The sequence below is a fragment of the Rhizobium sp. 32-5/1 genome, from assembly GCF_029537235.1.
In the GTDB taxonomy this organism is placed as follows: Bacteria; Pseudomonadota; Alphaproteobacteria; order Rhizobiales; family Rhizobiaceae; genus Pararhizobium.
On sequence record NZ_CP120638.1, the window covers coordinates 1,988,608 to 2,001,547 of the forward strand.

General features: G+C 60.1%; 14 protein-coding genes, 1 other RNA gene and 2 pseudogenes. 8 read left to right on the forward strand and 9 right to left on the reverse strand.

Features of this window, described 5'->3' with window-relative positions; all coding sequences use genetic code 11:
* Positions 1–116: 116 nt before the first annotated feature.
* From P6U16_RS10245 to P6U16_RS10255, 3 genes and pseudogenes are all read right to left on the reverse strand, one after another.
* Positions 117–386, reverse strand: coding sequence for a BON domain-containing protein (locus P6U16_RS10245; protein ID WP_277703639.1), 270 nt, complete (start codon positions 384–386; stop codon positions 117–119).
* A gap of 91 nt (positions 387–477) precedes the next feature.
* Positions 478–732, reverse strand: coding sequence for a DUF982 domain-containing protein (locus P6U16_RS10250; RefSeq protein ID WP_277703814.1), 255 nt, complete (start codon positions 730–732; stop codon positions 478–480).
* 218 nt (positions 733–950) lie between these two features.
* Positions 951–1,951, reverse strand: a pseudogene (locus P6U16_RS10255) (HWE histidine kinase domain-containing protein).
* Positions 1,952–2,199: 248 nt separating this feature from the next.
* On the opposite strand from P6U16_RS10255, the gene P6U16_RS10260 reads away from it, so the two are divergent.
* On the forward strand, positions 2,200–3,144 hold the full coding sequence (locus P6U16_RS10260; RefSeq protein WP_277703640.1) for an AEC family transporter: 945 nt from the start codon (positions 2,200–2,202) through the stop codon (positions 3,142–3,144).
* A gap of 70 nt (positions 3,145–3,214) precedes the next feature.
* Here the strand turns inward: P6U16_RS10260 and P6U16_RS10265 are convergent, their stop codons facing one another.
* The gene (locus P6U16_RS10265; protein WP_277703641.1) at positions 3,215–3,853 is read right to left on the reverse strand and encodes a cytochrome c family protein; all 639 of its coding nucleotides are present in this window, start codon (positions 3,851–3,853) and stop codon (positions 3,215–3,217) included.
* A 155-nt stretch (positions 3,854–4,008) separates the two neighbouring features.
* On the opposite strand from P6U16_RS10265, the gene P6U16_RS10270 reads away from it, so the two are divergent.
* From P6U16_RS10270 to P6U16_RS10280, 3 genes are all read left to right on the forward strand, one after another.
* On the forward strand, positions 4,009–4,761 hold the full coding sequence (locus tag P6U16_RS10270) for a 3-deoxy-manno-octulosonate cytidylyltransferase (RefSeq protein WP_277703642.1): 753 nt from the start codon (positions 4,009–4,011) through the stop codon (positions 4,759–4,761).
* A 12-nt stretch (positions 4,762–4,773) separates the two neighbouring features.
* Positions 4,774–5,628 (forward strand): prephenate dehydratase, encoded by an 855-nt coding sequence (locus P6U16_RS10275; RefSeq protein WP_277703643.1) that lies wholly within the window; start codon positions 4,774–4,776, stop codon positions 5,626–5,628.
* Positions 5,629–5,839: 211 nt separating this feature from the next.
* A complete protein-coding gene (locus tag P6U16_RS10280) occupies positions 5,840–5,977 on the forward strand; it encodes a DUF1127 domain-containing protein (RefSeq protein WP_158472380.1) in 138 nt (45 codons plus the stop codon).
* A 102-nt stretch (positions 5,978–6,079) separates the two neighbouring features.
* On the opposite strand, the gene P6U16_RS10285 is transcribed toward P6U16_RS10280, so the two are convergent.
* The 4 genes and pseudogenes from P6U16_RS10285 to P6U16_RS10300 all read right to left on the reverse strand — a co-directional run bounded on the left by P6U16_RS10285 (position 6,080) and on the right by P6U16_RS10300 (position 8,596).
* A complete protein-coding gene (locus P6U16_RS10285; RefSeq protein ID WP_277703644.1) occupies positions 6,080–6,448 on the reverse strand; it encodes a VOC family protein in 369 nt (122 codons plus the stop codon).
* Between the two features lie 46 nt (positions 6,449–6,494).
* A complete protein-coding gene (locus P6U16_RS10290) occupies positions 6,495–7,196 on the reverse strand; it encodes a YafY family protein (protein ID WP_277703645.1) in 702 nt (233 codons plus the stop codon).
* A gap of 13 nt (positions 7,197–7,209) precedes the next feature.
* Complete coding sequence (gene nudC, locus P6U16_RS10295) at positions 7,210–8,190, reverse strand: NAD(+) diphosphatase (protein ID WP_277703646.1); 981 nt, start codon at positions 8,188–8,190, stop codon at positions 7,210–7,212.
* 2 nt (positions 8,191–8,192) lie between these two features.
* A pseudogene (locus P6U16_RS10300) lies at positions 8,193–8,596 on the reverse strand (HIT family protein).
* Between the two features lie 108 nt (positions 8,597–8,704).
* Between P6U16_RS10300 and ffs the strand changes: the two are divergent.
* From ffs to P6U16_RS10320, 4 genes are all read left to right on the forward strand, one after another.
* Positions 8,705–8,801: signal recognition particle sRNA small type (gene ffs, locus P6U16_RS10305), an RNA gene on the forward strand.
* Positions 8,802–8,866: 65 nt separating this feature from the next.
* Complete coding sequence (locus tag P6U16_RS10310; RefSeq protein ID WP_277703647.1) at positions 8,867–10,744, forward strand: DNA polymerase III subunit gamma/tau; 1,878 nt, start codon at positions 8,867–8,869, stop codon at positions 10,742–10,744.
* A 35-nt stretch (positions 10,745–10,779) separates the two neighbouring features.
* Positions 10,780–11,103, forward strand: coding sequence for a YbaB/EbfC family nucleoid-associated protein (locus tag P6U16_RS10315; protein ID WP_277703648.1), 324 nt, complete (start codon positions 10,780–10,782; stop codon positions 11,101–11,103).
* Positions 11,104–11,258: 155 nt separating this feature from the next.
* Positions 11,259–11,681 (forward strand): YciI family protein, encoded by a 423-nt coding sequence (locus P6U16_RS10320; RefSeq protein ID WP_277703649.1) that lies wholly within the window; start codon positions 11,259–11,261, stop codon positions 11,679–11,681.
* Positions 11,682–11,791: 110 nt separating this feature from the next.
* On the opposite strand, the gene P6U16_RS10325 is transcribed toward P6U16_RS10320, so the two are convergent.
* A complete protein-coding gene (locus tag P6U16_RS10325; protein ID WP_277703650.1) occupies positions 11,792–12,814 on the reverse strand; it encodes a DUF2865 domain-containing protein in 1,023 nt (340 codons plus the stop codon).
* Positions 12,815–12,940: the final 126 nt, after the last annotated feature.

Sequence of the window (12,940 nt, forward strand, 5' to 3'; positions counted from 1 at the left end):
CTCGTTTGCGCGAAGGAGAGCCACGGAACGTGGCTGCAACAACCTTCGCAACCCCGCTGACTTATCGCGCGGCTGCGCCGAATGCAAAAGGGAAGAACGCGTTTGCCTCAGAGGCGTCAATTCGGCTTGACGCGGACCTCGACGCGGTTTTCGACCAAATGGACGCCGATGACAGACGCTGCCGCGTCCTCGATACACCCGCGCTCCGCTTCGCAGGAGACATATCCTGTCAGCACGACCATCCGATCGAGCGCGAAGACGGACAGTTCAGAGGTATCGACAAGGGCGACATAACGGATATAGCGCAAGACCTTCTGCGCCAGATCGTCGCCAGAAAGATGCGGATCATCGTCCGGATGGGAAAAACCCTGAATATACGGAACCATGACGCCACCCCCTGCTTGTGGGACTGAACGTGTCGCCGTGCTGAATGTTCCATTCGATAAAGCGTATAAACGCCGTTGCCTGCGGGAGGTGTTAGTGCGATGGCCTGACATGGATGAGCGCCTCGACGGCGGCTGCAATGAAGTCCTGGCGGGCGTAATCTGCCGGCTGCATGCCATTGAGGACATAGCCGCACATGCGAATGGCAGCCTTGTATGCCTTGCCGTCGTGGACGGGCCAGCGGTCAAGCAGGCATTCCGCGGCCTCGCGCGTATTATGGATGAACCTGTATTTGCCGATTTCGTCGAGTTCCAGCACGACGGGCTCCTGCCACCATTTTTCATTCATCACAAACGCCCCTCCCCTGGCGCTGCGCGTCGGACAGGACGCGCCAAATTTGTCTAATCGTCTCGCGTCAAATGATTTTCTTCAAACGCGTCCGGTTCCAGAGGCTCTTGAGTAAGTACAATCGCACGCATTTCTTGCGCGAAAATGGCGACAACAGCACCCTCTTGACCAGCATCCCGCAACGAAATTCCGGTGATCCGGACGAAGGCGCTCGTCTTTTACCTGGCCAGCTTTTCGCCTTTCAGCCGCAGAGTAACCACAACTCCCTTCGGCGACCAGTCGTAGGTGATGGTGCCACCGAGTTGGCCCGATACACTTCGGTTGAGCAGCTTGCTTCCATAGCCCCCTGCGCTATCCGGAGGCTCCACCGTCGGCCCCCTCGCTCCGTCCAAGTCAGCGTAACCTCATCATCGTCCGTCAAGCCGGAAAGATCGAGTATCCCTGTATCCATGGAGAGCGCGCCGTACTTCAGCGAATTCGTCGCCAATTCGTGAAAAATGAGAGACAAGGCTGTTGCCGCCGCCTCGCCGACGCCCATGCGAGGAACTGCAACCCGGATGCGGCCTTTGAAAGCCCCCAAATCCTCGTAAGGGGACAGCAGGACCGACAGGAGATCGCCCAATAGGGCCGCATGTCCCTGGCTGCCGGGAATTGGCCGCACAAGATCATGCGCTCGGCCAAGGGCCGTCAATCGCCCCGTTAGCTCCTGGGCCATTTCCTTGGCGGTTGTCGTCGATTGCGAGGTAATGTTGGTAAGCCCGACGGCAATGGCCAGCAGATTTTTGACGCGGTGACTCATTTCGCCGGCGAGCAGTTCATTGCCTTCCTCAGCCTGCTTGCGTCCGGTAACGTCCAGAAACACGCCGAACATCTGCCCCTCGTGGAGAGCGTCGTCGTCGCCTAAACCCCGCGCTGAAATCCATCGAATTTCCTCTGCAACCATGATGCGGAAATCGATCTCGTAGGCCCCGACAATTCCGCGCGTCGCCGTGAATGCAGCGCGCACCCGATCTCGATCGGCCGGGTGAATATGCGCGGAAAGATCTTCGAATTTCACCTCGCCGCTTTTGACAAGCCCCCAAAGGTTGAAAGCCTGTTCGTCCATCGCAAAGCGGTCGTCGGCAACGCTCCAAGACCAAAGAGCGACGCCGGCCGCGTGGATGGCGCGCCGCAAGTTCTCCGGCTTCCAGAGAGGGTGGTGAGGATCGCTAAAGGGCATGGGCGCATCTTTCCAGGAACGAAATCATCACTTGAACGCAAACAACTATCGCAAAATGCCACGGAGGGGCCAGAAATTTACGACATGGCCAACCAAGTGCACTGAAGCGCACCGATTGATAAAGCGGAGTGCTGCATAATTGGCCACGCTCTGATGAGCGCTATCCTGCCGGATAATTTATGAAAACGATTCCGGTCAAGAGATTTATGCATTAAGGCGGTTGTCTGCCTCCACGGGATCCGTGCCTGATGTCCGATGTCTTCCTCAATGTCGTTCCGATTTTCGTTCTCATTCTTGCAGGATGGCTGATCGTCCGGTTTCAGTACCTCAAAGCCTCCGTTGGCGATGCGCTGGGGGATTTCGTTTTCCGGGTGGCCGTCCCCGTTCTCCTGTTTCGAACCATCGCCGAGGCCGATTTTCGCGATGGTTCGCCCTGGCCCCTCTGGGTCGCCTATTTTTCCGGCGTCGCAATCACCTGGACGCTTGGTCACGTCGCAGCCACTTTGTTGTTCGGCAAGGATGCGCGCATCGGCGTATTGGCCGGCGTATCCTCCGCCTTTGCAAACACGGTCTTCATCGGCCTGCCGCTCGTTTCGCGTAGCGTCGGCGAAGAAGGCATCGTTGCGATCTCAATCCTGCTGTCCGTCCATTTGCCTGTCATGATGATTGCCGGCACGATCCTGATGGAGCGGGCCGAGCGCAAAGTGAGCGGCAAGCCGGGACAGAGCCCGCTGAAACTGCTGAAGGGGATCGGCCGCAATCTGGTCCGCAATCCGCTGGTCATCGGCCTTGCCTTTGGGGCGCTCGCCCATCTGGTCGGGATACCGCTCGGTGGACCCGTAAAGATCGTCGTCGATCAGCTTGCCGGCGTCGCCGCACCGGCAGCACTGATCTCGATCGGTATGGCGCTCGACAAGTACGGCCTCTCGGGAAACATCGGCATGGCATCCGTCACGAGCGTGCTGAAACTCGTTGTGTTTCCGGCATGCGTCTATGGCGCCTGCCAGTTGCTAGGCCTCAACCAAAGCTGGACAGCGGCTTTGGTGCTCACCTCATCGGTTCCGACAGGTGTCAATGCCTGGCTGATCGCCAACCATTTCAATGTCGGGCACGGCCTTGCCTCCTCGACGATCACGCTGACCACGGCGCTGGGCGTGCTCTCTGTCTCCGCCTGGGCCTACATCCTGCTGTAGACGCCGGACAGCAAAAAGCCCGGCGCGAACCGGGCTTTTTGTCATCGGTGAATAAAGTTTGGCGAGGCTATCAGTTCGCCGGAGCTGTACCTTCGACAGCCGGCTTTTCGCCTTCTGCCGCGGGCTTGGCTGCATCGCCTTCGGCGGCGGGCGTTGCGGCTGCAGACGCTTCCGGTAGCGGAGCTGGCGCATCGGCCTGCTCGCGCAGATAGGCGATCAGGTTAGCGCGTTCATCCGGCTTCTTGACGCCCGCGAAACCCATGGCCGTACCCGGCACATGCTTCTTCGGTGCTTCAATGAAAAAGCTCAGATGATCATAATCCCAGGCCTTGTTGGCTTCTGCAAAGGTCTTCATGCCGGCCGAATAGGCAAAGCCCTCATGCGCGGCAATGGGACGATCGACAATACCCCAGAGACCGGGGCCGACCTTGTTCGGTCCGCCCTTCTCGATGGTATGACAGCTTGCGCATTTCTTGAAGACGGTCGCGCCGGCCGTTGCATCGGCTCCAGCGAGAAGCGGCTTGATATCGACTTCGGCAACTTCCGCAGCACCGCCGGCCTCGGCTGTTCCCTCTTCCGCGATGATCGCGAAGCCTTCCTTTTCAGGAGCTTCCGAGTGGAAGACGCCTTCCGATGCAATCGACACGGACATCAGTACGAAGACTGTGCCCAAAAAGGCACCCACACCCATGTTCACATACGAGTTCATCTGCAAACGCTCCCCTTGCGGCTGGCACAAACTTATGCCTGCCCATCTTGAAATCGCGCGGAACCTATGTCTTTTGGCTCTGCGTTGCAACAGAGATTATCCACGCTGGACTGAGACCTTTTGACACTTTTCCGGTGCGTTTTGAAGGCCAAAGCATGAATTTCGATATTTTGGATAGAACTCTCATTCTCATTCCGGCGCGAATGGCATCGGCGCGCCTGCCGGGCAAGCCGCTGGCCGATATTTGCGGCTTGCCGATGATCGTGCAAGTGGCCTTGCGCGCCAAGGATGCAAACGCCGGGCGGGTCGTCGTCGCTGTCGATCACCAGGACACCTATGATGCGGTATCATCGGCTGGTTTCGAGGCCGTCATGACGCGGATCGATCACCAATCGGGCTCCGACCGAATCTATGAAGCGCTGACCAAGAGCGATCCGCAAGGCAAGGCGGAAATCATCATCAATGTCCAGGGTGACCTGCCGACGATAGAACCGGAGACGATACGCGCAGCCTTGCGACCACTGGAAAATACGGCAACCGACATTGCGACGCTGACTGTCGAGATCGTTGATGAAGAGGAAAAGTACAATCCCAATGTTGTGAAGGTCGTCGGTTCACCGATTTCGGATGCGCGCCTGCGGGCGTTGTATTTCACCCGCACCACGGCCCCGCACGGCAACGGCCCGCTTTACCACCACATCGGCCTCTACGCCTATCGCCGTAAGGCGCTGGAGAGATTCGTCTCGCTGCCGCCTTCGACGCTCGAGCGCCGCGAATCGCTGGAGCAGTTGCGGGCACTTGAAGCCTGCATGCGCATCGATGTCGAGATCGTCAAATCCGTCCCCCTTGGCGTCGACACGCCGGCCGATCTTGAAAAAGCCCGGCGCATCCTCTCCGCAAAAGCCTGATCGGACCAAGCAATGACCACCAAGACAAACCGGATCTCCTTCCAGGGCGACTACGGCGCCAATTCCGACATGGCCTGCCGCGACATGTTTCCGGAGATGGAGCCTCTGCCCTGCCAGACTTTCGAGGATGCCTTCCTTGCGGTGGAAAATGGCGAGGCGGATCTGGCGATGATCCCGATCGAGAACACGATTGCCGGCCGCGTTGCCGACATCCATCACCTTCTTCCGGAATCGCGCCTGCATATCGTCGGCGAGTATTTCATGCCGATTCGCTTCCAGCTGATGGTGCTGCCCGGCGTCTCCCGTGACGAAATCCGCACGGTGCACAGCCATATCCATGCGCTTGGCCAGTGCCGCAAGATCGTGCGGGCCAATGGCTGGAAGCCAGTGGTGGCCGGCGATACGGCTGGCGCCGCCAAGCTCGTCTCGGAACTGCATGATCGCTCGATGGCAGCCCTTGCCCCACGCCTGGCCGCTGATCTCTACGGCCTCGACATCATCGCCGAGAACGTCGAGGATACGGAAAGCAACGTCACGCGCTTCGTGGTCCTGTCACTGGAGGATCAGCCAATTGCACGGTCGATACCGGAAGAGGTCATCGTCACCACCTTCGTGTTCAATGTCCGCAACATTCCGGCCGCGCTCTACAAGGCGCTCGGTGGTTTCGCGACCAACGGCATCAACATGACCAAGCTTGAAAGCTATCAACTGGGCGGCAAGTTCATCGCCACCCAGTTCTATGCCGACATCGAGGGTCATCCCTCCGATCCGAACGTTGCCCGGGCGCTGGAGGAGCTGAAGTTCTTCTCCGAAAAAGTGCGCCTTCTCGGCACCTATGGCGCACACCCCATGCGGCGCACGCTCTGACGGCGCTGCCAATTTGAAAGGCATTTAAGCAGCCGTTAATCTTTGCGGCAATTTCATGCCCGAATGCGGCTTCAATCCGCTGGAATCCGGCGATTCCGGCGGGAAAATGTCCGGCGCCCCGCGTCCAACGCATGCCTAATCTGCAATCATTGCGCTACTTATTTTTTGTGCAAATGCGTATCTTCTTGTCAACCGAACAAGGAGAGACATCATGAACTTCCGTCAGAAACTCGTACAGTATGCCATCAATCGCCGCGCCGTTCGCGAACTGAGCCGCCTTAGCGACCACACCCTCAGCGACCTCGGCATTTCGCGCTCGGAAATCAACAGCGCCGTCTACGGCCGCTAAGACCAACGCTGCCCTCCAGTCAGCGATCATCTCCGCCGTCTCACCGGCGGAGATCGCCCGAAAGGCCCGGACATTCCCTGTCGGGCCTGATTCATTTTTAGCCTAAGCGTCGTTCAGGCACACGCGAAGGCGATGACCGTCCGGATCTGATCCGACGAAGGTCGGACCGAAGTCCTTGACCGCAAGCGCCTCGGCGATCGTCACTCCCTTGGCCTGCCAATCCTCGTAGAGCGCCTGGACTGCCGCTTCGTTTTCCACCATGAAACCGATCTCCATGCGATTGCCCTCGCCCGGCGGCAAGGACGACGTGGATTTCGTCGACAAAAGCCCAAGCGTCCAGCCGCCAGAGATCTCGAAGGACGAGAATGTCGGCACTTCGAAGCGCGGCTCCTGGCCGAGAATTGAGCGGTAGAAGGTCACACTTGCCAGCGGGTCTTCCACGGACAGTATGATGAGGTTGAGTCTTGCCATATCCATATCTCCTTTTGATGGGAGTTCAGGATAGGCGGCCATGCTGTCAGTTTCTGTCAGCAGTCTTTCGGGAATCGATTTCCTGGATTCGCCATTCCTTCAGCAGTACCTGACGCCGACGCGGGTAGCGAATTTCCGAAACGGTCACTGCCGCCACACGGTCCGTGCGGAAATGGCGGAAATCGTTCCGCATTTCGCACCATGCGATCACAACACGAACCTGCTCGAAAAAACCCAGAGCAAAGGGCCAGACGACGCGCTCCGTTTGCCGGCCATCATTGTCGGTGTAAAGCAGGTGCAACTTGCGCTCACGACGAATGGCATCACGCAGGGTCGAGAGATCGACGACCTCGAGAGGTCCTGGTTTTGCGCCGACCAGGAGCGTTGAGGCATCGAGATCGTCGCGCAACTCCTGTGGAAGCACGGCAGCGATCTTTGCGAGCGCGTCGGTCGCCGCTTGCGCCAAGAGTTTGTCGCCGCTGCGCGCAACCCAGCGGGAGCCCAGAACCAGCGCCTCGATCTCCTCGCGGCCGAACATCATCGGTGGCAGCATGAAGCCCGGCTTCAGCACATAGCCAATGCCCGGCTCCCCTTCGATGACGGCGCCTTGGGACTGCAGGCTGGCAATGTCGCGGTAGAGCGTGCGCAGGCTGACGCCCGTCTCCTGCGCCAGAACGCGGCCGCTGACCGGCTGGCGATAGCGGCGCAGCACCTGCATGAGTTCGAGCAGCCGCTCCGAGCGCGCCATGATCGGACTGCTCTCAGGACGGCACGTTCCAGTCCAGCCAATCGCGCATCAACTGGTGGGCAATCGCCCCCTTCGGCGGCGGAACCTGTTCGCCCGGCCCCTGCGAAACGCCGGTATTGCGGGCCAGCATCGCCGCCGTCTCCTCGCGGGTGAACCAGCGGCAGTCTTCCAGTTCCTGATCATCGCGATGGATCTCGCGTGACTTCGCCTCGGCATAACAGCCGATCATCAAAGTGTGCGGCATCGGCCAGGGCTGCGAGGCGTGATACCGTACGCGGCCGATGCGGATGCCGGATTCCTCCTGCGTTTCGCGGCGCACCGCATTCTCGATCGTTTCGCCGGGCTCCAGGAAGCCGGCGAGGCAGGAATACATGCCCTCCGGAAAATGCGGGCTGCGGCCCAGCAGGCAGAGATCGCGCTCCAGATCTATGGTCAGCATGATGACAACAGGGTCGGTGCGCGGAAACACCATGTGACCACAGGCGGTGCAGACGCGCCGGTAACCGCCGGCTTTGCTTTCCATGCCCGAGCCGCACTTGCCGCAGAAGCGGTTCGTGGCGTTCCAGACAATCAGGCTGGAAGCCTGCGCAAACTGGCCAAGCACCTCGTCGGGCAGCATCTGCTGCCGGTAGAGCGTGCGGCCATCGGCGAGCTTGAAGGGGGCCGGCAGCGTTTCTTCGGTAAGCCCGATCGGCACCGCGAGGCGAGGTTCGCCATTGGGCAGGAAGCCGAGCAGGATCGCATCGTCCAGTTCCGGTTCGAGGCCTGCCAATTCATACGGCGCAAACAGCGGATCGATGATCTTTTCGTCGTGCTTGACCACCAGCTTGCCGCCGGAAAAGGCAAAGACATGCGCGCCCTCGACCTTGAAGGCCGTCTCGACGCAATCGTCGGCGCGATGTTCGGACTGTCGGTCGAGATGGTTTTCGGCAAAGGCGACGAGCGTGCTCGGCTCGGGATGCGGGCTGCGCAGGTCGAAGATCGATTTCGTCATGATCAGAGGTTTTCCAGTATCCGTGCTGCAAATCTTTCGCGGTCCGCCTCGTCCCAGGGCTCCGCCTTTCCATATCCCCAGACTGGACCCGGCCAGTTGGCATCACCCTCTTTGCGGGCAATGATGTGGACATGGAGCTGGCGGACGATGTTGCCGAGCGCACCGACATTGATCTTGGTCGCACCGGTTATTTTTTCAATGCCGTGGCGACGAGGTTGGTCTCGAAAGACAGCATCACCTGATCGAGCGGTGTGAGATCGAAGATCTCGGAGACGCCGTTGCGCTGGGGAACAAGGACGAGCCAGGGCCAGCGGCAATCGTTGAGCAGACGAAGTTGGCACAGGCCGATCGGCGCGACCAGCAGGCTGTCGCGGGCAAGACGTTCATCAAGATCGAAGGCAGGCAAGAAAATCTCCCGGTGAGGTATCTGATATTCTCTTTGTTTTGGAAATCGATAGCAGTTTTTTGAAGGCGTGGCTTGCATTTGGTTTCGATATTGCCGATATGAAAGCTGGGAGGTTGGTGGTGGACGAGCCACTCGCCAACCGGGTCAGGTCCGGAAGGAAGCAGCCCCAACGAGCTAGGCACGGGTCATCGTGCCAGCCTCCCACCCTTTTCCTTCTGTCCTTTCTGGACACGACTTGAAGCCAAGCGGCCCCTCTGGGGAAAAAGGGCGATGAGCGAAGATATCCTGATCACACCCGCCGAAAAGCCCGCCGCCTACCGCGTCCTTGCGCGAAAATACCGGCCGAAGGATTTCTCCGACCTGATGGTCGGCCAGGAACCGATGGTGCGCACGCTCACCAACGCATTCGAGACCGGCCGCATCGCTCAGGCCTATATGCTGACCGGCGTTCGCGGCGTGGGCAAGACGACGACCGCCCGCATTCTCGCTCGCGCGCTCAATTACAAGACATCGGAGATCGACAAGCCGACGATCGACCTGCGCATTCCCGGTGAACATTGCCAGGCGATCATGGAAGGCCGCCATGTCGATGTCATCGAGATGGACGCCGCCTCCCACACCGGCATCGACGATATCCGCGAAATCATCGAGCAGGTGCGCTACCGCCCGGTTTCGGCGCGCTACAAGGTCTATATCATCGATGAAGTGCACATGCTCTCGACGCAGGCTTTCAACGGTCTGTTGAAGACGCTCGAAGAGCCGCCGGAGCATGTGAAGTTCATCTTCGCGACCACCGAAATCCGCAAGGTCCCGATCACCGTCCTATCGCGTTGCCAGCGCTTCGACCTGCGCCGCATCGGGGCATCGGATCTCGTCGGGCTGTTCACCACCATTCTCGGCAAGGAAGGTATTTCGGCCGATCCGGATGCGATGGCGATGATTGCGCGCGCGGCGGAAGGCTCGGCGCGCGACGGCCTGTCGCTGCTCGACCAGGCGATCGCCCATGGCGGCGGCGTGGTCGAGGTCGAGGCCGTGCGCTCCATGCTCGGCCTTGCAGACCGTGCCCGGATCGTTGATCTGTTTCAGCATATCGTCAAGGGCGATGTCGCGGCGGCCTTGCAAGAATTTGGCGGCCAATACGAGGCGGGCGCCAGCCCGTCCGTGGTCCTGACGGATCTTGCCGATTTCACCCATCTCGTCACCCGGCTGAAATATGTTCCTGACGCAACCGGCGACCAGTCGTTGAGCGAGATCGAGAGGCTGCGTGGCGCGGAATTTGCCGGCAGCATCGCGGTCACCACCCTGTCGCGCATGTGGCAGATGCTGCTCAAGGGCATTCCGGAAACCGAAAGCTCGTCGCGGCCTTCAGGTGCTGCCGAAATGGTGATCATCCGGCTTGCGCATGCGGCCAATCTTCCCGCACCTGAGGACGCCGCCCGCAGGCTCCTGGAGCTTTCTGGCTCGGAATCGCAACGCCCGCCCGCGATACCCGGCGGCAATGGCGGTGGCGCATCGTCAAGCATCAGCAATCCGGTCCAGGCCCGCGGCAGTGATCCCGTGCCAGCCCAGCGCGTGACGGGAAATGGCGCGACCATGCTGCGCGCTGTGCCTGATACGGGCGAACAGCCGGTGGCAGCGCTCGGTAAAACGGAAGCAAAGCCGGTCGAAGCCCCGGCAATCAAAACGGAGCCGAAGGTTCCCATTCGCTCGGTTAGCGATATCGCCGATCTCTGCGCCGCGAACCGCGATATCCGGCTGAAAACCTTGGTCCGCGGCTTCGTGCGGCTGGTCAACCTTGAACCGGGACGGTTGGAAATCAATCTTCCCGACGACGCCCCAAAGACACTGGTCGCCGATCTGCAGAAGAAGCTTGAGGAATGGACCGGCAGCCGCTGGATGGTGATCCTCAGCCGCGAGCCGGGCCAACCGACCCTCATCGAGGCGGAAACCCAGGCGCAGGAACGGCGCGTGAGCGATGCCCGGCAGGATCCGGATGTTGCCGCGATCCTCGCGCGCTTTCCGGGCGCCAGGATCACCGACGTCCGCATCAAGGGACCGGAGCCCGAATCGGAACTGGCCCCCGTGGCCTTGGCTGCTGCCGAGTCCGACGAAGGCGACATCCTTCCCGGCGACGACATCGAGCACTAGTTACATTCCTATCGAGACAAAATCAGGAGATCGCGATGCGTGACATCATGGGCATGATGGGCAAGGTCAAGGAAATGCAGGCCAAGATGGAGAAGATGCAGGAGGAAATCTCCGCTCTTGAAGTCAACGGCACCTCAGGCGGCGGCCTCGTCTCCCTGCGTATGGACGGCAAGGGCAATCTGAAGGGCATCAAGATCGATCCGTCGCTGTTCAAGGAAGACGATGTCGAGATTCTCGAAGACCTGATCGTCGCTGCCCACAAGGACGGCAAGGACAAGGCCGAAGCCATCACCGCCGAAAAAACCCGCGAACTGACCGCCGGCCTGCCGATCCCGCCCGGCATGAAGCTGCCGTTCTAAAAACACCAGGGTCTTCCCGGTAAAAGAGTGGATCTGCGATCGGGACGCGCTCAAGGCGATTGAAATAATTTCTGACGGGATGTCGGTCGAGGCCAACGTCCAGCGTCTTCCAGGCAGAGAGCGACAAAGCCTCGGCCAACGACAGGAGACAGACGATGCGCGTCATGGTTATGGTAAAAGCGACAACCGAAAGCGAAGCAGGGGTTATGCCGACGACGGAGCTTATGCTCGAAATGGGCAAGTTCAACGAGGCGCTTCTCGAAGCCGGAATCATGCTCTCGGGTGATGGACTGAAGCCATCATCAAAAGGCAAGCGCGTCGCTTTCGACGGCGTCGACCGCTTGGTCATCGACGGGCCTTTCGCGGAGACGAAGGAAGTGGTCGCAGGGTTCTGGATATGGCAGGTCAAGGATATGGACGAGGCGATCGCGTGGGTGAAACGCTGTCCGAACCCGATGTCCGGGCCGAGCGAGATCGAGATTCGCCCTTTCTATGAAGCGGCAGACTTTGGCGAGGCCCTGACGCCGGAGGTGATCGACCAGGTCAACAGGCTGCACGAGACATATGGCGACCGTTGAGATGTTGCGCTGACGCCGGGAAAGACTGGCATGCCCTGCGGACCTGCCGACCCAAGAGGCATACCATCGACCTGATCGGCGGATGGGCCTCCGTCTTGCCTTGCTGGCGCCTATTCTTCCAGCGGCAGGTAGGCCGGGCCGACAATCCGCACCTTGCGCGGACGGTCGGTCACGAGGCTGCGGCTGCCCCGCAGCCCGACATCACTCATCAGGCTCATGTTCATGGCAAGCAGCGGTACGGGAACGGCCGAATCGGACGCCGATACGCCGAGATCAACAGCCACGGCGGACGGGCTGCGCGCCAGGGCCGTCTTATAATAACGGGCCATGTCGCAGGTTCTGGCCGGAACGGCGACCCTGTAAGCACCGGCATTGGCCAGCTCCGCGTAGCGCTTGCCGGTCGTGAGCGACACCATATCGTCTGCGTTCCGGTCTGCACCTGTCATCCGGTAGACATCCATCTCCGCGTCGTCGCAGATGAATTTGCATTGCACCGCGATCTTGTCCGTGTCGCGTGAATTGCCATAGCCGGAATTCGGCGAAGGGAAGAAGTAGCCATCCGACAGGCGGACGCACATGGTTTCCATCCGCGCCGCCTGTATCGGGGCCTTGCGATTCAGCGCATTGGTATCGTCCTTGACGTCGCGTCGCTGTTCCGGCTGCTTCTCACGGCGGGGCACGAGGAAAGCCTCTAACATGTTTTGCCGGCCGACGGGCCTGGCGCAGCGCGCCTGCGCTGCGGGCGCCACGGATATCTGCGCAAGGCGCCGGCTGGCCCCGGATATGCGGCTGAAGATTTCGCGGCAGGCCAGTGACGATTTGCCGGAGGCGCAGCCATGTTTGACGCTGAACGCTTCATTGGCGGCAATCTGGCGGCGCAGACGTGCAGCTTCCGCGCCTTTTGCGGTGGAAGATGCAACCGGGGTCATCGAACATCCGCCCGGCTGGGCCATGGTGGGAGAGACGAGGGATATGACCGCAACGGCAACCATCAAGGGAAGCTTCAGCGTGCTGCATGCCACTCTTGCCAACGCCTGCATGATCCGTCCTGACACCGTTTTGCAAGACAACGCGGTTACCGTTCGCACCGGCCTTGCCGATGCGATCCAGAGCTGCGGTGCATGCGTGATCATCTACTCCTCCCGACGTCTCTGGCTAAAAGCCAGTGCGTCGCGACAGGGTCTCTCATAGATCGGGACAGGCAAGAAAGAAAGCGGGACTTGCCGGGATGGTTAAAGCCGAAACCCGCATTGGTTGCG